A 22,204-nucleotide genomic window follows, 5' to 3' on the forward strand; every position below is an offset into this window, starting at 1 on the left:
GATGAAATGACCCAGACACTGAAATGTATCTCTCCGATTGACGGATCGGTATTTGCCGAGCGTCAGGCGTTGACACGCGATGCCGCGATGGAGGTGGCCCGCAAGGCACGTGCGGCGCAGGCGGCGTGGGCAGACAGGCCCTTGCAGGAGAGGATAGATCTGGTCATGGCCGGCGTTGCCGCTGTGGGCGAGATGAACGACGAGATCGTGCCGGAGCTGGCCCATATGATGGGGCGTCCGATCCGCTATGGTGGTGAATTCGGCGGTTTTAATGAGCGCGCCAGCCACATGGCCAAAATTGCCCGCGATGCGCTGGCCGATATCGCCGTGGGCGAGGATGCGACGTTCAAACGCTATATCAAACGTGTACCCCATGGCGTTGTCTTTGTGGTGGCGCCGTGGAACTATCCCTACATGACAGCGATCAACACTGTGGCGCCGGCGCTGATCGCTGGCAATGCGGTGGTGCTGAAGCATGCCACGCAGACGCTGCTTGTGGGCGAACGCATGGCGCGCGCCTTTCATTCGGCGGGCGTGCCCGAGGATGTGTTCCAGAATGTTTTCCTTGATCACGACACCACGTCCGATCTGATCGCTAACCGCGCGTTTGATTTTGTCAATTTTACCGGATCGGTCGGCGGGGGCCGCGCGATGGAACGTGCGGCGGCGGGAACTTTTACCGGCCTCGGGCTGGAACTGGGCGGCAAGGACCCCGGTTATGTCATGGACGACGCTGATCTGGAGGCGGCGGTGGACACCCTGATTGACGGGGCGATGTTCAACTCGGGTCAGTGCTGCTGCGGGATCGAGCGGATTTATGTGCATGAAAGCCTGTTTGACGCCTTTGTGGACAAGGCTGTTGCCATTGTGAACGGCTACAAACTGGGCAATCCGATGGCTCCTGAAACATCAATCGGGCCGATGGCAAATGTGCGGTTCGCCACGGAGGTTCGCGCGCAAATCAATGAGGCGCTGGCGGATGGCGCCAAGGCGCATATTGACAGGTTTGCCGAAGATGACGGTGCGGCCTATCTGACACCGCAGATCCTGACGAATGTGACCCATGACATGCGGGTGATGCGCGATGAAAGCTTTGGCCCCGTGGTGGGCATCATGCCGGTCAAAGACGATGCCGAAGCGATTGCGCTGATGAATGACAGCAACTTTGGCCTGACAGCCAGCCTGTGGACGCGCGATTTAGACCGAGCGGCACGGGTGGGCGATGCCGTTGAAACGGGTACTGTTTTCATGAACCGCGCCGATTATCTTGATCCGGGCCTGTGCTGGACCGGGTGCAAGGATACCGGCCGCGGCGGCGGCCTGTCGATCATCGGTTATCACAACCTTACACGTCCAAAATCCTACCATCTGAAAAAGGTAACATCATGAGCCCTGTTGGAAACTGGTCTTACCCGACCACAATGAAATTCGGCGCTGGCCGGATCAAGGAACTGCCCGACGCCTGCGCGGCGGCGGGGATCAAACGGCCGCTTCTGGTGACCGATAAGGGGCTGGCGGGCCTGCCGGTCACGCAATCGACGCTGGATATCCTGGAGGCCGCAGGGCTGGGCCGGGCGATGTTCAGTGAGGTGGACCCCAACCCGAACGAAAAGAACCTTGATGCCGGTGTTGCAGCCTATAAGGCCGGTGGCCATGACGGGGTGATTGCATTTGGCGGCGGCTCGGGGCTGGATCTGGGCAAGATGGTGGCCTTCATGGCCGGTCAGACGCGACCGGTGTGGGACTATGAGGATATCGGAGACTGGTGGACCCGCGCCGACAGCGATGCCATCGCGCCCATCGTCGCCGTGCCGACAACGGCCGGGACCGGCTCGGAGGTCGGGCGCGCCAGTGTCATTACCAATTCCGAAACTCATGTGAAAAAAATCATTTTTCATCCCAAGGTTTTGCCCACGGTTGTGATCTGCGACCCGGAACTGACTGTAGGCATGCCGAAGTTCATCACCGCGGGCACCGGGCTTGATGCCTTTGCCCATTGCGTCGAGGCCTTCAGCAGCCCGCATTACCACCCGATGAGCCAGGGTATCGCCCTGGAAGGCATGCGCCTTGTGATCGATTACCTGCCGCGTGCCTACAAAGACGGTACAGATATCGAGGCGCGCGCACAGATGATGAGTGCCGCCGCCATGGGCGCCACTGCCTTTCAGAAGGGTCTGGGTGCCATCCACGCCATGAGCCACCCGATCGGTGCGGTATTCAACACCCATCACGGTACGACCAACGCCGTTTGCATGCCTGCTGTGCTGGATTTGAATGCACCCAAGATTGCGGACCGTTTCAACATGGCAGCGGCCTATCTGGGGATTGACGGCGGTTTTGACGGTTTCCGCAGCTTTGTGCAGGAGTTAAACGACAGCTTGGGCATTCCGCGCAAACTGAGCGAAATGGGTGTTAGTCTGGACAAGCTGGATGATCTGGTGGCCGGGGCGATTATCGACCCAAGTTGCGGCGGCAATCCGATTGAACTGACCAAAGAGAACCTGACGGATCTGTTCAAGGCGGCTATCTGACCAATACTTTCAGGCCGCCCCGCAGCGCTGCCAGATGGCAGGGCGGGGCGGTTCTGCCATGTTGAAGGCTATGAACGGAATTCACCCAGCTTGTCGTTATAGACCAGCTGGTGAATGTCCCATTTGGCGCCGCTGCCTGCGGGTTCTTCCAGTTTTTGGGCAAGGATTACCTGATCGCCAAGCGCGCGCAGGGTGATCATGCCGTAAACCGCGACGTTGCGGTCCTTGCGGGCCTCAATCGCTGAAGTCAGGCGTTTCTTTTCAGCTTCACTGCTGGCAGCGGCGATGTCTGCCAGATATTTCTCAATGGTGGTCAGAAATTTTATCACCGGGGTGAATTCGCGGGTGGACCGGGCCAGTTCGGTTGAAAAGATCAGCGGCCGCCGCCCGCGCCCATATTTCCCAAAGGCGCCAAGGGCGTCTGGGCGGGGATGCGCATAGCTTTCGGCATCGCCGCTGGAAATTACCGTTGCCGTGGCATCGAGGCATTGCAGGAACGTGTCCGAAAAATGATGGCTGCCGTGATGGCAGGCCTTGGCCACGTCGCATCGAAACACCCCGCGGGCCTGCGTGATGATGTCGGCGATATCGGTTTTGGCGTTTTGCAGGGCCTGTAACTCGGCCGGGGAGGCGGTGTTGCCCTTGGCCTCGATCCGGTCAATCAGGTTTTCCAGGTCTGATGCCAGAGCCGGGACATCGGTATAGCTTTGCAACAGAAAGTCCTGCGCCTGTGTATTCAGATCACCGCCCAGCATCATGGTCAGCTTGCCGTGGACCAGACGCAGGATTACCGAATGGCCATTCTTGGTGACGCCCTCATTCCCCAGCTTGCGCAGTCCCTCGCGCGTCTGGCCAGCGTGGCTGACATCTTCGCGCAGGGGGCCGAGGATTTGCAGTGACAGGCCGTTGCCCGGCCCGAAAGAGGGCATGAAACGGGGGGTGGACAGATCATCCAGCCGTGTGCCCAGAGCCATTATCGTGGCCGCGGGTGAGTTTTCTAGGCAGGCACGAATCGTTGAAAGATAGTATTTGCGCGTTGTCGGGTGCGCATCGTTCAACGCCTGCATGCGCGCGGTATCCTGTACCACATCCCAAAGGTATTTTTGCCCGCCCGCTGATGCGTAGCCCCCCAGATCATCCGGGTATTCCAGATTTGGGTCTTCTGTTTCACTGGGGCGCTCAACCACACCGTTGTGGTAGACTGCGCCGAAGGACAGCTTTGGATCGTCAAAGATGTGGCGCAGGCCATAGTAGTGATCCGCGTCGGGGTGTGAAATAACCACATGGTCAATCTTCCAGGGCTCGCGCGCTGGCTTGGCCGGGTCGAAATCAGGCGCGCGGGCCACATTGCGCGAGCGCAGGTTGTAGCGCCAGCACAGGAAGCGGTACATGTTGTCGTCTTCGCCAGCATCAATCAGGATGATGTCATCGTCGGGCGTCACGATGTGACAGCCATCCCCCTGACCGATATCAACAAAATTCACTTCAAGGGCACGCGTGGGCGTGACCTGATCCTCTTTCAGCCAGCCGGTGTCGCCGCGGCAGCGGACTTTGACCCAATCGCCGTGTGTGTCGCCCAGATAGCGCAGCCAGTCGCCCAAAAGCAGGTGATTTTCCTTGGCCCCGCTGCCCGGGCCAGCACGCAGATAGACATCGGGTTTGGCAATGTAATAGGTCTGCTCGTTTACTAAAGTCATCAAATCCACCCCAAATGGCTGAAATAAGCCTGTGGAGGATACCACTTAAACGGGATTCGGGAAAATCCTGCCGTTGCCCGCCTCAGATGGCCGAGCTGTGGCCGGCCTCGCTCATTTCATAGGCGTCAAGGCTGCGCGCGATCATCCGGGTAAGGGGCCGTGCCTCGGGCGGGATGAAAAGCCCGTCGGTATCAACATGCAAGAGGCCGGGAAACTCGGCGCCTACCTTGGCCAGCATGGCGGCCAGGGCCGGTTTTTCGATCCCGAAACTGTTGCGGATCTCGGCGGCATCAATGCGGAAATCACACATCAGCGCCTCGATCATCCGGCTGCGCATCTTGTCGTCGCCGCTGAACACATGACCGCGCGCGATGGAGAATCGTCCGTCGCGAATGGCGGCTGTATGCGCACCGGTGGCCGGTGCGTTCTGCGCATAGCCCTGTGGAAACCGTGATATGGACGAGGCGCCGACCCCAATCAGCACCTCGGCCGTATCATCGGTATAGCCTTGAAAGTTGCGTCGCAGCTGGCCGGTTTTCTGTGCGATGCCAAGGCCGTCTTCGTGAGTGGCGAAGTGGTCAATTCCAATCTCGGCGTAATTGTCCCACAGGAACAGCCGCCGTGCAGTTTCAAAAAGTTCAAGCCGCTCTTGCGGGGTGGGCAAGGCATCCGAGGGGATCATCTGCTGACGCTTGGCCATCCACGGCACGTGGGCATAGCCATAAAGGGCTACCCGGTCCGGGTTCAGCGACAACAGTTTTTGCACGCTTTCGGTGATCCGAGCCTTGGTCTGATGTGGTAAGCCATAAAGGATGTCGGCATTAAGACTACCCACACCGCGGGCCCTGATTTCATCCACAGCCTGACGGGTGATATCGTAGCTTTGCAAGCGGCCAATGCTTTGCTGAATCTCTTCGTCAAAATCCTGCACCCCGATCGAGGCGCGGTTCATGCCAGCCGCAGCCAGCGCATCAAGTCGCGGGCCGTCAATTTCGTTGGGGTCAATCTCGACCGAAAATTCAGTGTCTCCGGCGAAGGGGGCGACCTGTTTGATCGCATCTGCCAATTCGGTCATCATGTCCGGCGCCAGCAAAGTGGGCGTTCCGCCCCCCCAGTGCAGTCGTGACAGGTGCACGCCTTCAGGCAGGTGCCGGCCCAGCATGGCCAATTCGGCTTTCAGCGTTTCAAGATAGGCGACGACCGGTTTGTCGGTCTGAGTACCTTGGGTGCGGCAGGCGCAGAACCAGCACAGCCGCCGACAAAACGGGACATGGACATAAAGCGATATCTTTGCCCCTTGTGGAATCTCACTGATCCACCGGGTGAATTGATCCGGCCCCACGTCGCGGCTAAAATGCGGGGCTGTGGGGTAGCTTGTGTATCGCGGCACCTTTGCGTCAAAGAGACCCAACTTGCCCAGTTGTGCTTTTGTAACCATATCCTTACCGTTAGAGCACGCGAACAGACCTAACTTTGACCCAGATCAAAAACCGAAAAGTGACCTGTGATGCTGAATGAACAGACAACAGCCGCCCCACGTGACTGTGGTGACTGCCCGATCCGTCATCGGGCTGTTTGTGCACGATGTGAAGCGGATGAACTGAAGCGGCTGGATGAGCTGAAGTATTACCGCAGCTTCGAGGCAGGTCAGACAGTGATCTGGTCAGGGGACCATATGGAGTTTGTAGGCTCGGTCGTGACAGGTATCGCGACGCTGACCCAGACCATGGAAGACGGGCGTACTCAAATGGTGGGCCTGTTGCTGCCCAGTGATTTTGTGGGACGTCCGGGGCGTGATGCGGCTGCGTATAATGTTGTGGCGATTACTGACATGGTGATGTGTTGCTTTCGCAAGAAACCGTTTGAGCAGATGATGAATGAGACACCTCATATCGCGCAGCGCCTGCTTGAGATGACATTGGATGAGCTGGACGCCGCCCGTGAATGGATGCTGGTTCTGGGCCGTAAGACTGCCCGCGAAAAAATTGCCTCTCTTATGGCAATCATCGCCCGTCGCGACGCCACGCTGAACCTGGCGGGAATCGACAAGCCGATTGTATTTGATCTGCCTCTGACGCGCGAGGCGATGTCTGATTACCTGGGTCTGACGCTGGAAACTGTCAGCCGCCAGATTTCGGCGCTGAAAAAGGATGGGGTGATTCATCTTCAGGGCAAACGCCACGTGACCGTGCCCGATTTTGAACGCCTACTGGAAGAAGCCGGCGACGACAGCGATGGCGGTATGCTGGCCTGACGGCGCGTGTGGTTCATTGGCTGCGGCGTATAATAGGGCATGCGGGCAACGGTCTGGATGGCAGACTTTGGAGGAAATCCTTTAAGCTTTGACCGTGCCGACGGGCGTGACGGCACGGCCACTGGCCGAGGGATTTAGAACGTCAGAATCCGGTAGCCGTCATCAAGATAAGCCGAGAGGTCGATGATTCCGTTGGTGCCGGGGATCGCCTTGTTACGGATCAGGCTGAGGCCTGAGGCCTGTGCATCATCGGTGGCCCCGAAAACGTCTGCGCAGCCACCACATACACCCACGACTGTGTCTTCCACTGCTTGGAAAAGCGCATGTGCCGGATGTTCCGGGTTTACCAGTTCGGCCGCCCAGCGGACACCGGTGCCTTGAAAGATCAGGGCGACATCCTGTTTCTTTTCCTTGAGTTCATAGGCCACGAACATGGCATTGAAGATGCGCCCAAGCGCCTCTTCCGACTTTGACGCGGGGTCTGAATATACAACAATTGCGGTTTTGGTCATTCGATTTCTCCTTATTACCGATCGTTCGGTAAATTACATATTGGTCCGCCGTTGCATTTGTCAATAAATAATATTACCGTCCGTCCGGTAAATAATTGGATCGGGGAAACCGTGGCGCGACCGGCATTGATTGAAGATGACGAATTGCTGAGCAAACTCAGCCAGACGTTTCGGGAAACTGGATATGAGGCGGCTTCGGTTGCAGCGCTTGCATCGGCCGCCGGGTTGCAGAAGGCCAGCCTTTATCACCGGTTTCCCGGCGGTAAGGAACAGATGGCGCGAGACGTGCTGACTGCTGCAGAAATCTGGCTGACCGAAAACGTGATTGCCGCGTTGAAAGCGGATGGTACCCCACGACAGCGGCTGGCAGGCATGGCTGATGCGCTGAATGTCTTTTATTCGGGTGGAAAACTGTCGTGCCTTCTGAACGTTCTGTCCACCGATTTTGGGAAGGTCGGACCGTTCACAGAACAGTTGAGAGGGCTGATGCAAAGCCTGATTTCTGCGATCGCAGCAACACTGGAGGATGCCGGGCTTGAGTCCGACGAGGCGCAGGCGAAAGCTGAACAGCGTGTTTCGGAACTGCAGGGAAGCCTGATCGTATCGCGCGTGCTGGAAACGACCGCACCATTCGAGCAGTGTCTTAACAGAATGAAAGAAGTGCCCTGTGGTTAGGCGTGTCAGCCCATAATTTTGATCGAATAGGATAGATCAGATGCGGGCAAACGGCCCCCAAAAAGAGGGCGGGACATCGTGATGGCCCCGCCGCATTTTGTGCGCTCAGATCGAGGCCAGCAAGGCCTCGCCGCCGGAAATTTCACAGGTACCAGGGCTTTCTTCGGCCTGAAGCACGGACACGGTGCCATCCTCGACCAGCATCGCATAACGTTTCGAGCGGCCCAGAAGCCCTGCGGGAGGCGCATCAAAATCCATTCCAATGGCTTTGGTAAAGCTGCTGTCGGCGTCGCCCAGCATGGTAATGCCTGCCTCGGTCGCGCCGGTGGCTTCGCCCCATGTTTTCATTACGAATGGATCGTTGACGCTAAGGCAGATGATCTCGTCCACGCCTTTGGCGGCGAACTGATCCTTGTTGCGGACGAAACTGGGCACATGGGCGGAATGGCACGTGGGGGTGAAGGCGCCGGGGACGGCGAAAATCACCACCTTGCGGCCCTTGAGTTTATCGGCGAGGGCGACGCCCTGAGGCCCTTCATCGCCCATTTGCAATAGGGTTGCATCGGGGAGTTTGTCGCCTTTGGAAATGGTCATGGTCGTTCCCTGTCTATCGTTTGCGTTTCCGGTGCGTGTAGATATAGGGTCAGCGCGCATGCGTGACCATAAAAATTAAAGGGAGGGGCCGATGCCCAGTGTTGTTGTGATAGGGGCCGGGCAGGCGGGATCGTCGCTTGTTGTGAAGCTGCGCAATGAGGGATTTGAGGGCCAGATCACGCTGATCGGTGAAGAGCCGGTACCGCCTTATCAGCGCCCGCCCTTGTCCAAGAAATACCTGCTGGGCGAGATGGAACTGGAGCGGCTGTTTCTGCGGCCTGAAAGTTTTTACGGCGAAAACGGGATTGATTTGCATCTGAACGAAGTGGTCAGCGGGATTGATCGTGACTCACATGAGGTCATCGTTGGCGATAAACGGGTGGCGTATGACCATCTGGTGCTGACCACGGGATCGGTGCCACGGCGCCTGCCGGCGGCGATCGGCGGGGATCTGGACGGTGTGTTTGTGGTGCGTGATTTGCACGACGTTGACACGATGGCGCCGGGGTTTGTGCCGGGGGCAAAGGTGCTGATTGTCGGCGGCGGATACATCGGGCTTGAGGCAGCAGCCGTGGCGGCCAGTAAGGGCCTGAATGTGGTGTTGGTCGAGATGGCCGAGCGGATCTTGCAGCGGGTCGCCGCACCTGAGACATCGGATTATTTTCGCGCCTTGCACACCGGGCACGGTGTGGACATTCGCGAAGGCGTGGGGTTGGACCAGTTGTTGGGCGAGGATCACGTAAGTGGCGCGCGGTTAAGTGACGGCACTGAACTGGACGTTGATTTTGTGATTGTCGGCGTGGGTATTGCCCCGGCGACCGGGCTGGCCGAAAAAGCGGGCCTTGAGATTGAGAACGGCATCAAGGTGAATGCGTTGGGTCAGACCAGCGATCCGGCGATCTGGGCGGCGGGCGATTGTGCCTCGTTTCCACTGGGCGAGGGGCGCTGCCGTTTGGAAAGCGTGCCCAATGCAATTGATATGGCTGAATGTGTGGCCGTCAATATCATGGGCGCAGGCAAGGCCTATGTGCCGCAGCCGTGGTTCTGGTCGGATCAGTATGATGTGAAGCTGCAGATTGCCGGGCTGAACACCGGTTATGACCGGATCGTGAGCCGTGAAAGCGAGGGCGGTGTATCGTTCTGGTATTTCAAGGGCGATCAACTTCTGGCGGTGGACGCAGCCAATGACGCGCGGGCCTACATGGTGGGCAAGCGGCTGATTGATAACGGAAAAACGGCTGACCCCGCAGTTGTGGGTGATCCAAGTGCCGATCTGAAAGCCCTGTTGAAAGCGTGAGGATCATTGGTGGTCAGCATCGCGGCCGGACGCTGGCATCCGTCGGCAAGGGCGATGCTGCGGCGCATCTGCGCCCCACGACCGACCGGGTGCGCGAAAGTCTGTTTAATGTTCTGGCCGGTGCGTACGGCGATCCGGTGACGGGTGCGCGGGTGCTGGACATATTCGCGGGCACCGGCGCGCTGGGGCTGGAGGCGCTGTCGCGCGGCGCCGAATTTGTGGGCTTTGTTGAGGATGGTCGCAAGGCGCAGGCGATTTTGCAGCAGAATATTAACCTGCTCCGGGCTGAGACGCAGACAAAACTGTTTCGCAAAGATGTGCGGCGGCTGGGCGAAAATCCGGGTGCGGCGTATGACCTGATCTTTCTTGATCCACCTTATGGCAAGGGTCTGGGCGAGGCGGCGATGGAGGCCGCACTTAGGGGCGGCTGGATTGCCGATGACGCGCTGATTGTCTGGGAAGAGAACACTGCCCTGGTAGTGCCCGAGGGGCTGTCCCTGCTGGAGGCGCGCAAATACGGGGATACGATGATTTCGTTTTTGGAGCGCAGTTAACGCGAATGGGTTCGTAACGGCATCACGGGTAGCGCCCGATCTCCGCCATGGGCGGGCGCTGTTTCTTGTTGGGATGAATCTTCTTCTTAACCCCGCATCAAAGCGGGCAGATCACCCGTCAGTCCCGCCGCCTCGCGGATGAATTTGCGGCGTAGCCCCGGCATGGTGTTGAGCGCGCCCATGCCAAGATCGCGCGCGGCGCGCAGCAGGGGGTTATCGTTTGAGAACAACCGGTTGGTCAGGTCGGTGGCCATGGCCAGCGTGGCGGTGTCAAAGCGGCGCCATTGCTGGTAGCGGGCCAGAACATCCGCCGCGCCGATGTCTTCGCCGCGGTGTGTGGCCTCGTCGATAACCTGCGCCAAAGCACCCACGTCACGCAGCCCGGCATTCAGGCCTTGGCCCGCGATTGGGTGCATGCCGTGGGCCGCATCGCCGATCAGCACCAGCCGGTCGGCGATGAAGCTGTTGGCGACAGTCAGGCCAAGGGGGTAGGTAAAGCGTTTGCCGCGCAGGCTGATCTGGCCCAGAAAATCCCCAAAACGCGGGCGCAGGACCGCCATGAATTCCTCGTCCGAAAGGGTGGCGAACTGGGCGGCGGTCTCGTCTGTTTCGCTCCAGACGATCGAACTGACATTTCCGGGCAGGGGCAGGATGGCCAGCGGCCCCGGCGGCATGAAGAACTGATGGGCGATGCCATTGTGCGGCAGCTCGTGTTCGATGGCGGCGACAAGCGCAGTCTGACCATATCCCCAACCGGTGCGTTTGATGCCAGCGCGGGTGGCAGTGCCCGAGGCGCGCCCGTCCGAGCCGATCAGAACCCGGCCCGAGACGGTTTTACCCGAGACCAGGGTGACCGTCGCCCCCTGAGTGCTGGCTGCCTGAGCAACGACGATGTCGTTGACCTGCGTGACCAGCGGCGCCCCATCCATCGCCTCAAGAAAGGCGCGGCGCAGATAGCGATCTTCCAGCATGTGACCCATCGGGCCTTCTTCGATCTCTGCATGGTCGAAATGCAGGAAAAACGGCGAGGGGCCTTCACCGGCGCGGCCATCCGATACCTTGATTTCAAGCATAGGCTGACTGCGATCGGCTACGCGCGACCAGATGCCGATATTGTCCAGAAGCCGCACCGAGGCCAACGCCAGTGCATAGGCGCGGCCATCAAAGTCATCGGTCTGGCGGGCACCTGTGCTGAGCGCGTCGATGACGGTGACGCTGTGGCCTGATCCGGCCAGAGCCAGGGCAAGAGCCGGGCCGTTGAGCCCGCCGCCCACGATCACGATATCGCTGTCATATTCCATACCTCTCAATATCGGCAGTCGTGCGGGATTGTCCATGCGCCGTGCTGCCGCTACCGTTGGTTTTAACAAGATGACATGAAGGGGGCGGATATGAGCGATTGGCTTTATATGACGGCAGGGGATCTGGGCCGTGGGATAGGCGCAGGGGAAATTGATGCGCAAGCGCTGACCGAAACCTATCTGGAAGCGATTTCAGGGCATTCTGCCCGAGATCGGATTTATTCGGCGGTCACCGCAGAGCGGGCGCGGGCCGAGGCCGCGGCTGCGGGCGCGCGGGCGAAGGCCGGGCAAAGGCTTGGCCCTCTGGACGGCGTGCCGATCAGTTGGAAAGACCTGTTTGACAGCGCCGGCGTGGCAACCGAAGCGGGCAGTGCCCTGCTCAAGGGCCGGGTACCGGGGCGCGATGCCGACGTGCTGCGTAATGCCACGGCGGCCGGATTGGTCTGTCTGGGCAAGACCCATATGAGTGAGCTGGCCTTTTCGGGGCTGGGGCTGAACCCGGTCACGGCCACGCCGCCTTGTGTAAATGATGCAGAGGCGGTGCCGGGGGGATCTTCTTCGGGGGCGGCGGCATCGGTTGCGTTCGGACTGGCGGCCTGCGGGATCGGGTCGGACACGGGCGGATCGGTGCGAATTCCATCGGCATGGAATGATCTGGTAGGGTTGAAAACCACCAGTGGGCGGGTGTCTTTGGGCGGGGTGGTGCCGCTGTGCGCAAGGTTCGATACGGTAGGCCCCTTGTCGCGCTCGGTCGAGGATTGTGCGCTGATTCTGGCAGCGCTGGAAGGCGGCAAGGCTGCGGATCTGCGTGGTGCCTCACTGAAAGGGGTGCGTCTGGCGGCCTTGCAGACCGTCGTGATGGACGATGTGCGTGACGCGCCTTTGGCAGGGTATCGCAGTGCAGTAGAGAGGCTGCAGGCCGCAGGGGCCATTGTCGACAAACTCGACGCGCCGGAAGTGGCCGAGGCGATGCCCCTGTCGGGTATTTTGTTCACCGCCGAGGCCTATGGCACCTGGGGAGATGTGATCGAGGCCAGTCCGGACAAGATGTTCGCCCACATTCTGGAGCGGTTTCGCAGTGGCCGTGATTTCAAGGCCAGCGATTATGTGGCGGCTTGGCAGCGGCTGGACGCATTGCGCGCGGACTGGAACGCGCGGGTGGCAGGCTATGACGCGGTGATCATGCCGTCGGCCCCGATCTTGCCACCTGATGCCAGGCGGCTGATGGAGGATGAGGATTATTACCTGACCGAAAACCTGCTGGCGTTGCGCAATACCCGCGTTGGCAACCTGATGGGCCTGTGTGCCGTCAACCTGCCCACGGGTGTGCCAAGCTGTGGCATCATGTTGTGCGGCAAACCTACGCAGGAAGAAAGATTGCTGCGGGTGGCGAGTGCTGCCGAAGAGGCGCTGAGCTGAGCCTGCCAGAGTAAAAATACCTGCGAGGCTGATTGCAATGTGCGTGCGGTCGGGATGTGCAAAGCAGGGCGTTCGGCATGTGATCCTCTGCGAACTGCCAAAAATGCCACAATAGCCATGTCAAGACATTGGTTTTGCTGGACCTGAGCGTCGGGCTTGGGTAGATTCGGGACAAACGGGGCGATAACGATCCCGAAGTCTGAGGCAGTATTGATGTTTCCCGAGCGGTTCTCGAACCTACCGGCCTACGCGTTTCCGCGCCTGCGGAGCTTGCTGGACGCCCACGCGCCCGGCGGCGAAGTGCTGCATATGACCATTGGCGAACCGAAACACGAATTTCCCCGCTGGATCGTTGATATCATTGCAGAAAACGCCGATGGCTTTGGCAATTATCCGGTCAATGAGGGCATGCCCGAACTGCTGGTCGCGATCACCGACTGGATCGAGCGGCGCTATGGCGTCACGCTGGACCCGCAGGCCAATGTAATGGCGCTGAATGGCACCCGAGAGGGGCTGTATAATGCGATGATGGCGCTGTGCCCGGAAACCAAGAGCGGTCAGCCCAAGGTGCTGATCCCCAATCCGTTTTATCAGGTCTACATGGTGGCGGCCCTCAGTGTCGGGGCCGAGCCGGTGTTTTTGCATGCCACACGCGACACCGGATATCTGCCGGATTTCAATACCTTGTCCCCCGATGAATTGAACCGGGTTGCGGTGGCTTATCTCTGCTCGCCGGGGAATCCGCAGGGCGCCGTGGCAAGCCGCGCCTATTGGGCCGATCTGATCGGATTGGCGGAGAAATACGATTTCAAGATTTTCGCGGATGAATGTTATTGCGAGATCTACCGCGATGTGCCCCCCGTGGGTGCGCTGGAAGTGGCGCGTGATCTGGGGGCCGATCCCGAGCGCGTGCTGAGCTTTCATTCGCTTTCCAAAAGGTCGAACCTGCCTGGGCTGCGCAGTGGCTTTGTGGCCGGCGGCCCGGAAAGCATCAAACGCATGAAGCAGTTGCGCAACTATGCAGGCAGCCCGCTTCCGATGCCGCTGCAGCACGCTGCGGCCAGGGTCTGGGCGGATGAAGAGCATGTGCGCGAAAATCGCCGACTGTATGGCGAGAAATATCTGATCGCCGATGAAATCATGGGGGACGTGCCCGGCTATCTGGGACCCGAGGCGGGATTTTTTCTGTGGTTGCCGGTGAAAAATGGCGAAGAAGCCGCGCTGCGGCTGTGGCGCAAGACCGGAGTGCGGGTGCTGCCCGGTGCTTATCTGAGCCGCGAGGCCGGGGGGGTTAACCCGGGTCAGAATTATATTCGGGTCGCGATGGTGGCCCCAAAAAACGAGATGGCGCAGGGGCTTATCCTGCTTCGCGACTGTCTTTATTAATAAGTGAGGACGAGGGAAAAGATGGCTTATCAGACACGTGGGCGCGATCCTTTGCTAGACAGCAACATGGCCGAGGCGATTGAAAAGCGCGGCAAGGAGTTACTGGGTTTGGCGCTGGTTTTTCTGGGGGCGATGGCCGCGGCGATGATTGCATCGTACAGCCCTGATGATCCAAGCTGGATGTCAGCCACGGATGCCCCTGTGCAGAACTGGATGGGTCAGATCGGCGCCTCGATTGCGGCGCCGTTGTTCATGATTGTGGGCTGGGGGGCCTGGGGGCTGGCGATTGTGCTGGGGGCCTGGGGCCTTCGGTTTACCCTTCACCGCGGCGAAGAGCGGGCTATTGGCCGGTTGATCTTTGCACCGATCTGGGTGGCTGTGCTGGCGCTTTATGCTTCGTCTCTGGCGCCAAGCCAGGAATGGGCCGCGACCCACAGCTTTGGTCTGGGTGGCCTGTTCGGTGACACCGTTCTGGGCACCGTTCTGGGCGTTCTGCCTATCAGCGCAGGACTGGGGCTCAAGCTGCTGTCGCTGGTGTTGGGCGTTGCTGTGCTGGTGTTGGGTGCTTTTGTTCTGGGCTTTACCAAGGTCGAACTTATGCGCATTGCGCGGTTCCTGATTGTGGGCGTGATCATGACCTATGCCGGGTTGATGACGCTACTGGGCAAAGGTGCCGTTGGGGCAACGCAGACTGCGCAGAGCCTGCAGGCAAAACTGGCCGAACGACGCGAACGTCGTGCTCAGGCCCGTGCCGAGGCTGATGAGATCGCCGCAGCGCATGCCGCTGTGCCAGAACCCCGTGTGCGCCGGGCTTCCATGGCAATTCCGATTGCCGAGGAACAGGATCATGGCATTGAAAAAACAGGCAGTCTGCTGGCGCGTATGCCCTCACTTCTGCGGCGTCCCGATGTGATGCCCGAACCTGAACTGGTGGAAACTGCCGATTTCGAGGGCGACGCTGATGCGCCCGGCGACGAGCGGATCAGTGCCAAGATTGCCGATGTGATCAAGGCCCGGGTACGTCAGACGCCTGCACTACGGGTTGAAAGCGTGGCACCGCTGACAAAAGGCCGCGGTCGTGGGCCCGATCCGCTGCTGTTGAATTCCGGCCCCGCCGCCGGGTTGCCGCCCGAGCCGCCGCTGACCGCGCGTCATATGACGCCGGCCGGATCAGAGTTGAACGTGCCGGAAATGCCCGATGAATACCTCATCGAGGAGGATTACGAAGCGCAGGAGCCATACGATCAGGTGCGCATCCCCGTGGCAGAGCCCCGCAAAGTGGTGCAGCATGCCCCGCGCAAAGCCCCACAGCCTTCAACGCGCGCTTTGGCCGAAGCCCAACCGCGGCTGCAATTCGAAGAAAAGAACAGGATCGAGTACGAACTGCCGCCACTGAGCCTGCTGTCGAACCCGGTCAACATCCAGCGGCACCATCTGAGTGATGAGGCGCTCGAAGAAAACGCCCGCATGCTGGAAAACGTTTTGGATGATTACGGGGTCAAGGGCGAGATCGTGTCGGTCCGCCCCGGTCCGGTTGTCACCATGTACGAACTTGAACCGGCCCCGGGCCTCAAGGCGTCGCGCGTGATCGGTCTGGCCGACGATATCGCGCGTTCGATGTCGGCTTTGTCAGCACGGGTTTCTACCGTGCCGGGGCGTTCTGTGATCGGGATCGAGCTGCCGAATGAAAACCGCGAGATGGTGGGTTTCCGCGAAATCCTGTCAACGCGCGACTATGGGGATGGCAATCAAAAGCTGCCGCTGGCCTTGGGCAAGGATATCGGCGGCGATCCGATTGTGGCCAATCTGGCCAAAATGCCCCACCTGCTGATTGCCGGGACAACCGGATCGGGCAAGTCGGTGGCGATCAATACGATGATCCTGAGCCTGCTGTATAAACTGACGCCGGATGATTGCCGGATGATCATGATTGATCCCAAGATGCTGGAACTCAGCGTCTATGACGGGATTCCCCATCTGCTGAGCCCGGTCGTCACTGACCCGAAAAAGGCGGTTGTTGCCCTCAAATGGGTCGTCGCCGAAATGGAAGACCGCTATCGCAAGATGTCGAAAATGGGTGTGCGCAACATCGACGGCTATAACGGCCGGGTTTACGAAGCGCTGTCCAAAAACGAGCTGTTCAGCCGCACGGTGCAGACCGGATTTGATGACGATACCGGCGAGCCGGTGTTCGAGACCGAAGAATTCATGCCCGAAAAGATGCCCTATATCGTGGTCATCGTTGACGAGATGGCCGATCTGATGATGGTGGCCGGCAAAGAGATCGAGGCCTGCATTCAGCGCCTTGCACAGATGGCACGTGCATCGGGTATTCATCTTATCATGGCCACGCAACGCCCCTCGGTGGATGTGATCACCGGGACGATCAAGGCCAACTTTCCAACCCGGATCTCATTTCAGGTGACTTCGAAAATCGACAGTCGCACGATCCTTGGCGAAATGGGCGCCGAGCAACTGCTGGGCATGGGCGACATGTTGTATATGGCGGGTGGCGGCAAGATCACCCGTTGTCACGGGCCTTTTGTTTCGGATGAAGAAGTTGAAGAGGTGGTTAATAACCTCAAGGCGTACGGCCCGCCTGAATATGTGAACAGTGTTCTGAGCGGCCCGTCCGACGACAAGGCCGACAGTATCGATGCGGTGCTGGGGCTGAACACCGGTGGCAATACTGATGGCGAGGACGCGCTGTACGATACGGCAGTAGCGATTGCGATCAAAGACCGTAAATGCAGCACCTCGTATATTCAGCGCAAACTGGCGATCGGGTACAACAAGGCCGCCCGTCTGGTAGAGCAGATGGAGGACGAAGGGATTGTCAGCGCCGCCAACCACGTTGGCAAACGCGAGATTCTGGTGCCCGAGCAGCAATAGGGTGTTTCGCGTTCAATGTGCTGCGCCCGGTAACTTTGATTCCTTTGCAGCATGAACTGCCGCGAGAAACGCCGAGCATGCACGTGATCTTGGCCTTTTGCTGCAGTTCAAGTTTACCATCCCGCGCGGGTTCAAGGCCGCAGGCCGCCGCGCATCGACGGGCCGCCCCCCGGCACGGCGATTCGGCTGAGGCTGGGCGCAATGCTATGATTTGGTTCGGATTTGGCTGGCATAAAGCGCTGCAAGGCCAGCGTTGGATCGCCCTGCCGCAGCCCGTCGATACGCGTCTTGTTTCTCAACCCGCCAAAGGCAGAAAAAAGGTCATTTGCCATCACTACTCGGCAGTTCAGGAACGGCCGAAAAGGGCTCAGAGCGGGCATTTTCTGCTATCTCGCATTTCCTGAAATTCACCAGAAAACTGCCTCCACATCAGGACGCGTTATCGGATATCAAGCGGCATGTTATTGCCAGTCTGGATGCGCGTGCCCATTTCATAAGGCGAACAGGATGCAATACCTTGCAAAAAGGCTTAGATCAGAGGCTATGAAATTTATGCGTATCTTGATGGTTCCCGCGCTTCTTGCGGCAATGGCGGTACCGGCTGCGGCTGAGAAGCTGTCGCTGAGTGCCTTGTCGAGCTATCTTAACAGTCTCGGGACGGCGGCGGGCAAGTTCACCCAGATCAACGAAGACGGCACAATCAGCACTGGACGGATTCTGATCAAGCGTCCGGGACGGGTCCGGTTTGAATATGACCCGCCAGAGCAGGCCCTGGTGGTGGCCGATGGCAATTCGGTTGGTATTATTGACCCTAAATCGAACACCGGGACCGAGGCCTATCCGCTTCACCGTACGCCGTTATCTATCATTCTGGCGCACAACGTCGATCTGACGCGGACGCGCATGGTGACAGGCCACACAAGCGATGACAAAACAACCACCGTGCGGGCGCAAGACCCGGACAATCCCGAATACGGCAGCATCGATCTGATATTTACCGGTGGCCCGGTCGAACTGCGCCAATGGGTGATCCATGACGGCAATGGCGGTCAGACAACAGTTATTCTTGGCGACCTCACCAAGGGGGTGCGCCTGAGTGACGAGCAATTTGTCATCCCCGGGATTGGCGTAAGCGAAGTAGAGCGCTGAGGGACATTCGCCCAAAGACCCTACAACGCGGTTAAATGTGGCAGCCAGGCTGAGCAACCGGGTCGGTTACAATCCCGCAAATCGATTGCCACCACAGCGCGCCAGTTGTGCGCGGTAGGTCTGAGACCGGGTCTCGACCTCGCCTGCCACGCGCAAAAGCCACGGCTTGCTGTTGTGGCTGCCGCGCGAATAACCTGTGCGGCCTTCATGATAGGCCAAATACTGGTTGCGCGCATCATTGCGGGAAATACCCAGCCGATCCGAAGAGCCCACCATGTACCAACCGATAAAATCGGCAGAGTCGTGGATGTCATTGCGCCGGGCACGATGTCGGTTGGTATCGCGGCGGTATTCATCCCAGGTGCCATCAAGAGCCTGAGAAAACCCGTAGGCCGAGCTTTGTCGCCCCATCGGAATCACGCCCAGAGTATAGCGAAACGGGGTGCGGGCGGAGCCGTCAAATTTGCTTTCCTGATAGATCGTCGCCATTTGCACATGCACCGGCACGCCCCAGCGGCGTTCCGCTGCGCGGAAGGCACGTGAATATTCAGGGCGCTGATCTAGGATTAGACAGGCATCATCCAGCGCACGTGGCGCGGGACCGTGGTTGCCGCCTCCACCGCCGCAGGAGCCCAGCAGCAAGATTACCATGATCGCGCGAAGAGTTCTGCTCATTTGCCTCTCGCTTTCGTTTGTTTTTGGCCTTTTTAGCGTAAAGTGACGCTGGTGGAAATCACCAATTCGGCATCGGGTGCGAATGTCAGAATGCATCATGCCGGAGGGCGCCAGGTTGGTCGGCGAATTGATGCCGATACGGATCGGGCCAAATCACTGTCCAAATAAGGTTCACAGACTGTTTCCATGATTTTGTCAGCGTTTGTTGGACAAACCGCCCTTGAAAACGGTAGACTCTATCGGTAGGGGCTGCAGGAATATGTTGAGAACACGTGCAAAATATCATTTAGGCCAGGTTGTGCGCCACAAGAAACATCCCTTTAGGGGGGTGGTTTTTGACGTCGATCCCGAGTTTTCGAATACCGAGGAATGGTATGATGCCATTCCCGAAGAAAGCCGGCCCGAGCGTGAACAGCCGTTTTACCACCTGCTGGCGGAAAACGATCAGAGCTATTACGTGGCCTATGTGAGCGAACAGAACCTTGTCGCCGACTATTCCGGCGAGCCAGTGGACCATCCCGATATCCCGGATCTGTTTGGCCCGTTTGAAGACGGGCAATATCCGCTGCATTTTCACATGAACTAAAGCCGTAGGGCTGGCCCCGCGGCTTTGATCAATAGCCAAGCGCACAGCCATCCTTGCGCGGGTCGCTACCGCCTTCCAGCACGCCGTCATCGTGGATCAGGATCGCCTGAGCGCCACCAATGGGTTCGTCGGGGATAACAATCTTGTGGCCCATATCTGCCAGTTCCTGCCGGACGCTTTCGCAATAGCCTCGCTCGACCTTCAACTGGCCAGCGTCCGCAAAGCAACGGGGCGCGTCGATGGCTGATTGCGGGTCCATCCCGAAATCGCGCAGGTTCGAGACAAACCGTGCATGCCCGTTGGGCTGATACTGTCCGCCCATGACACCAAAGGGCATCGTCACGCGGCCGCCTTCGGTCAACATGCCGGGGATGATTGTGTGCATCGGGCGTTTGCTGCCTGCCATTTCGTTCGGGTGCCCTTGTTGCAGGTTGAAACCTGCCCCGCGGTTTTGCAGCAGAATGCCGAATTTTTCTGATGCAATCCCCGAGCCGAACCCATGAAAGATCGAGTAGATCAGTGACACTGCCATGCGGTCGCGGTCGACGACGGTGATATAAATCGTGTCGCGGTGCACTGCTTCGGTCAGCGGCGCCGCGGCTGGCATGGCGCTTTGCGGGTCAATCAGCGCTGCCAGCTTCTCTGCCAGCTCTGGCGAGAGCATCTTGTCCAGCCTGGTGGTGTAATCGGCATCGGCGATGATGCGGTTGCGCGCGTCATAGGCCAGTTTAGCCGCTTCAGCCTCGATATGGGCCCGCTGGCTACCAAACGGATCCATCAGGGAAATATCGAAATGTTTGAGGATGTTGAGCATCAGGATCGCCGTTGCGCCCTGGCCGTTGGGCGGATGTTCCACCAGTGTGACGTCTTTGTAGTCACCGCTGACGGGCGTGGTGTATTCGCTGGTGGCCCCGGCAAAGTCCTCGGCTGTGTGCACGCCACCCATTGCGTTTAATGTGGTCAGCATATCTTCGGCCACTTCGCCCTCGTAGAACGCGCGACGCCCCTCACGGGCGATCCGGCGCAACACCTCGGCCTGACCGGGGGCGCGAAAAATCTGCCCGGTGGTAAGGGGCGTGCCACCCGGCATGTAGTGGGTCAGCCCATGACCCTGAAGCGCCCTGCCAGCCCTGGGCCAGTCCAGGGCAACGCGGGGGGCCACGGGCACACCCTCTTGGGCATATTGAATGGTAGGGGCCAGCAACGCATCAAGGCCAAGACGGCCGTGATCGTCGGACAGGCGGCAGAAGGCATCAATCGCGCAGGGGATGGTTACCGCCTCGGGCGCGTATAACGGCACGGCATCCAATCCGCGCGCCCTGAGCTCCGCAGCCTGCGCCGCCGCCGGCGCACGCCCCGAGCCGTTGATCGCATGGATCGTGTTGTCACCCGGTTTAGAGAAAAGCACAAAACAGTCACCTCCGATCCCGGTCATTTGCGGTTCGCAAATGCCCAGGATCATGGCGCCCGCTATGGCCGCATCCATCGCATTGCCGCCACGTTGCAGGACATTGATGGCTGTCTGGGCCGCAAGTGGATGCGACGTGGCACAGATACCATTGCTGGCATAGATGGCCGAGCGGCCGGGCAAATGAAAATCGCGCATGTAAGCTCCTGTACATGAATCAGGGGAACACTAGAGCCGCGTTTCGGAATTGCCAATTGTCAGGGGAGATAAAGCCTCGACGTCGCGCACTGGGTGGGGGCTGTTAACGCACGACGCCGAGGGAAGCTATATGCAGCTACGAGATTATGTATGTTGGATCATTCAGGCCAATTTTCGCTAAGATTTTGGTCAGATTGCGGCACACGCCCACTATAAGTTGCATTTTCCCATGTTTTTCCGGGGAAATGACAGTGTCAGCTGATTTTTCTCGTTTTCACGCCTGTACTTGACGCTGGCAGCCAGGGTGCGAATCAAAAACCAGCCGAATCCCCCCTCGGGCAGATCATGAACGGGTACGTTGTGGTCGGGTAATTTGCCCAAGGCAAGCCCCTGGTCCGGCAGGGGCTTGCCGAAATCTTGCAGGTCAAAACGCAAAAAGCTTGGGCTGACCCGGGCGCAAATGTGCAGTTGTCCGGGGCTTTCTGGCTCATAGGCGTGCTCCGCGATATTGTTCATAGCCTCGGCCAGGACCAGTTCAACCGTGCCGCAGGTGTTTTCGCTAATACCCAGATCACTCAGTTGGTTACGTATCTGGGTAAGCGCCTCGCGTACGCCAGCCATGGAGCCGGTGACTGAAATAGAAAAGCCCTTTTTGGGTTCATCAATTTTCAAACCGGCCCCCGCAGAATGGGTTGGAATATCCTGTGCCGTTCAGCCTGCCGCACGACATTTCAGGCTTTCAATATTTTCGTGGATGTCAAAGATTGAATCCATCCGGGTCAGTCGAAAAACCTTCGCCACATCCGGCGTCAGGCAGGCCAGATCCAGTTTGCGGTTGCTGTCTAGCTGTTTCATCGAAGCAATGATCGCCCCAAGGCCGCTGGAGTCAACGAATGTGACATTGCCAAGATTGAGCACCACAAGCGGGGGGCCTTCGTTGGTGGCTGCGCGCATGGCATCCTTGAACCGGATGGCCACGGACGCGTCGATGCGGGCGTCTTTGACGGTAATGATATTGAGGTTGTTGTGATAAGTGCTTTGCAGGTCCATGATGCCTCCGGCGGTTACGAAGTAGT

The 22,204-nt window shown here is 59.0% G+C and carries 21 protein-coding genes; 11 read left to right on the forward strand and 10 right to left on the reverse strand.

The window, feature by feature from the left end:
* Positions 1-6: 6 nt before the first annotated feature.
* Positions 7-1,389 carry an aldehyde dehydrogenase family protein gene (locus tag PEL8287_RS06540; protein WP_085891583.1) on the forward strand — a complete coding sequence of 461 codons (1,383 nt, stop codon included), beginning with the start codon at positions 7-9 and terminating at the stop codon, positions 1,387-1,389.
* Positions 1,386-2,531 (forward strand): iron-containing alcohol dehydrogenase, encoded by a 1,146-nt coding sequence (locus PEL8287_RS06545; protein WP_085891584.1) that lies wholly within the window; start codon positions 1,386-1,388, stop codon positions 2,529-2,531. The genes PEL8287_RS06540 and PEL8287_RS06545 overlap by 4 nt, the downstream gene beginning before the upstream one ends.
* A 68-nt stretch (positions 2,532-2,599) precedes the next feature.
* Here the strand turns inward: PEL8287_RS06545 and PEL8287_RS06550 are convergent, their stop codons facing one another.
* Both PEL8287_RS06550 and hemN read right to left on the reverse strand, forming a co-directional pair.
* On the reverse strand, positions 2,600-4,228 hold the full coding sequence (locus PEL8287_RS06550; RefSeq protein ID WP_085891585.1) for an MBL fold metallo-hydrolase: 1,629 nt from the start codon (positions 4,226-4,228) through the stop codon (positions 2,600-2,602).
* An 82-nt stretch (positions 4,229-4,310) separates the two neighbouring features.
* Positions 4,311-5,666: an oxygen-independent coproporphyrinogen III oxidase gene (hemN, locus tag PEL8287_RS06555; RefSeq protein WP_085891586.1), complete on the reverse strand. Its 1,356-nt coding sequence runs from the start codon at positions 5,664-5,666 to the stop codon at positions 4,311-4,313.
* Between the two features lie 69 nt (positions 5,667-5,735).
* Between hemN and fnrL the strand changes: the two genes are divergently transcribed.
* A complete protein-coding gene (gene fnrL / locus PEL8287_RS06560) occupies positions 5,736-6,482 on the forward strand; it encodes a transcriptional regulator FnrL (RefSeq protein WP_085891587.1) in 747 nt (248 codons plus the stop codon).
* Between the two features lie 134 nt (positions 6,483-6,616).
* On the opposite strand, the gene PEL8287_RS06565 is transcribed toward fnrL, so the two are convergent.
* On the reverse strand, positions 6,617-6,994 hold the full coding sequence (locus PEL8287_RS06565; protein WP_085891588.1) for a DsrE family protein: 378 nt from the start codon (positions 6,992-6,994) through the stop codon (positions 6,617-6,619).
* A gap of 111 nt (positions 6,995-7,105) precedes the next feature.
* Here PEL8287_RS06565 and PEL8287_RS06570 point away from each other — a divergent pair, with 111 nt between their 5' ends.
* Positions 7,106-7,669, forward strand: coding sequence for a TetR family transcriptional regulator (locus PEL8287_RS06570; protein ID WP_176228574.1), 564 nt, complete (start codon positions 7,106-7,108; stop codon positions 7,667-7,669).
* 105 nt (positions 7,670-7,774) lie between these two features.
* Here the strand turns inward: PEL8287_RS06570 and PEL8287_RS06575 are convergent, their stop codons facing one another.
* Positions 7,775-8,263 (reverse strand): peroxiredoxin, encoded by a 489-nt coding sequence (locus tag PEL8287_RS06575; RefSeq protein ID WP_085891590.1) that lies wholly within the window; start codon positions 8,261-8,263, stop codon positions 7,775-7,777.
* A gap of 91 nt (positions 8,264-8,354) precedes the next feature.
* On the opposite strand from PEL8287_RS06575, the gene PEL8287_RS06580 reads away from it, so the two are divergent.
* Both PEL8287_RS06580 and rsmD read left to right on the forward strand, forming a co-directional pair.
* Entirely contained in the window at positions 8,355-9,560 is a 1,206-nt protein-coding gene (locus PEL8287_RS06580; RefSeq protein WP_085891591.1) for an NAD(P)/FAD-dependent oxidoreductase, read from the forward strand.
* The gene (gene rsmD / locus PEL8287_RS06585; protein WP_085891592.1) at positions 9,557-10,114 is read left to right on the forward strand and encodes a 16S rRNA (guanine(966)-N(2))-methyltransferase RsmD; all 558 of its coding nucleotides are present in this window, start codon (positions 9,557-9,559) and stop codon (positions 10,112-10,114) included. The genes PEL8287_RS06580 and rsmD overlap by 4 nt, the downstream gene beginning before the upstream one ends.
* Positions 10,115-10,200: 86 nt before the next feature.
* Here rsmD and PEL8287_RS06590 read toward each other — a convergent pair whose 3' ends face one another.
* Positions 10,201-11,451: a UbiH/UbiF/VisC/COQ6 family ubiquinone biosynthesis hydroxylase gene (locus PEL8287_RS06590; RefSeq protein ID WP_085891593.1), complete on the reverse strand. Its 1,251-nt coding sequence runs from the start codon at positions 11,449-11,451 to the stop codon at positions 10,201-10,203.
* Positions 11,452-11,505: 54 nt separating this feature from the next.
* Here PEL8287_RS06590 and PEL8287_RS06595 point away from each other — a divergent pair, with 54 nt between their 5' ends.
* The 3 genes from PEL8287_RS06595 to PEL8287_RS06605 all read left to right on the forward strand — a co-directional run bounded on the left by PEL8287_RS06595 (position 11,506) and on the right by PEL8287_RS06605 (position 17,112).
* The gene (locus PEL8287_RS06595) at positions 11,506-12,834 is read left to right on the forward strand and encodes an amidase (RefSeq protein WP_085891594.1); all 1,329 of its coding nucleotides are present in this window, start codon (positions 11,506-11,508) and stop codon (positions 12,832-12,834) included.
* 213 nt (positions 12,835-13,047) lie between these two features.
* Positions 13,048-14,220: an aminotransferase class I/II-fold pyridoxal phosphate-dependent enzyme gene (locus tag PEL8287_RS06600; protein ID WP_176228575.1), complete on the forward strand. Its 1,173-nt coding sequence runs from the start codon at positions 13,048-13,050 to the stop codon at positions 14,218-14,220.
* A 21-nt stretch (positions 14,221-14,241) separates the two neighbouring features.
* Complete coding sequence (locus PEL8287_RS06605; RefSeq protein ID WP_085891596.1) at positions 14,242-17,112, forward strand: DNA translocase FtsK; 2,871 nt, start codon at positions 14,242-14,244, stop codon at positions 17,110-17,112.
* A gap of 131 nt (positions 17,113-17,243) precedes the next feature.
* Here PEL8287_RS06605 and PEL8287_RS06610 read toward each other — a convergent pair whose 3' ends face one another.
* The gene (locus PEL8287_RS06610) at positions 17,244-17,444 is read right to left on the reverse strand and encodes a hypothetical protein (RefSeq protein ID WP_085891597.1); all 201 of its coding nucleotides are present in this window, start codon (positions 17,442-17,444) and stop codon (positions 17,244-17,246) included.
* A 211-nt stretch (positions 17,445-17,655) separates the two neighbouring features.
* On the opposite strand from PEL8287_RS06610, the gene PEL8287_RS06615 reads away from it, so the two are divergent.
* Positions 17,656-18,261: a LolA family protein gene (locus PEL8287_RS06615; RefSeq protein ID WP_085891598.1), complete on the forward strand. Its 606-nt coding sequence runs from the start codon at positions 17,656-17,658 to the stop codon at positions 18,259-18,261.
* A gap of 66 nt (positions 18,262-18,327) precedes the next feature.
* On the opposite strand, the gene PEL8287_RS06620 is transcribed toward PEL8287_RS06615, so the two are convergent.
* A complete protein-coding gene (locus tag PEL8287_RS06620) occupies positions 18,328-18,936 on the reverse strand; it encodes a transglycosylase SLT domain-containing protein (RefSeq protein WP_085891599.1) in 609 nt (202 codons plus the stop codon).
* 259 nt (positions 18,937-19,195) lie between these two features.
* On the opposite strand from PEL8287_RS06620, the gene hspQ reads away from it, so the two are divergent.
* Complete coding sequence (gene hspQ / locus PEL8287_RS06625; RefSeq protein ID WP_085891600.1) at positions 19,196-19,522, forward strand: heat shock protein HspQ; 327 nt, start codon at positions 19,196-19,198, stop codon at positions 19,520-19,522.
* A gap of 28 nt (positions 19,523-19,550) precedes the next feature.
* Here hspQ and PEL8287_RS06630 read toward each other — a convergent pair whose 3' ends face one another.
* From PEL8287_RS06630 to PEL8287_RS06640, 3 genes are all read right to left on the reverse strand, one after another.
* On the reverse strand, positions 19,551-21,128 hold the full coding sequence (locus PEL8287_RS06630) for a gamma-glutamyltransferase family protein (protein ID WP_085891601.1): 1,578 nt from the start codon (positions 21,126-21,128) through the stop codon (positions 19,551-19,553).
* Between the two features lie 210 nt (positions 21,129-21,338).
* Positions 21,339-21,800 (reverse strand): ATP-binding protein, encoded by a 462-nt coding sequence (locus PEL8287_RS06635; RefSeq protein ID WP_085891602.1) that lies wholly within the window; start codon positions 21,798-21,800, stop codon positions 21,339-21,341.
* 39 nt (positions 21,801-21,839) lie between these two features.
* Entirely contained in the window at positions 21,840-22,178 is a 339-nt protein-coding gene (locus tag PEL8287_RS06640) for an STAS domain-containing protein (protein ID WP_085891603.1), read from the reverse strand.
* Positions 22,179-22,204 lie beyond the last annotated feature (26 nt).

Origin of the sequence: Roseovarius litorisediminis, from assembly GCF_900172295.1 — a bacterium.
GTDB classification, from domain to species: Bacteria; Pseudomonadota; Alphaproteobacteria; order Rhodobacterales; family Rhodobacteraceae; genus Roseovarius; species Roseovarius litorisediminis.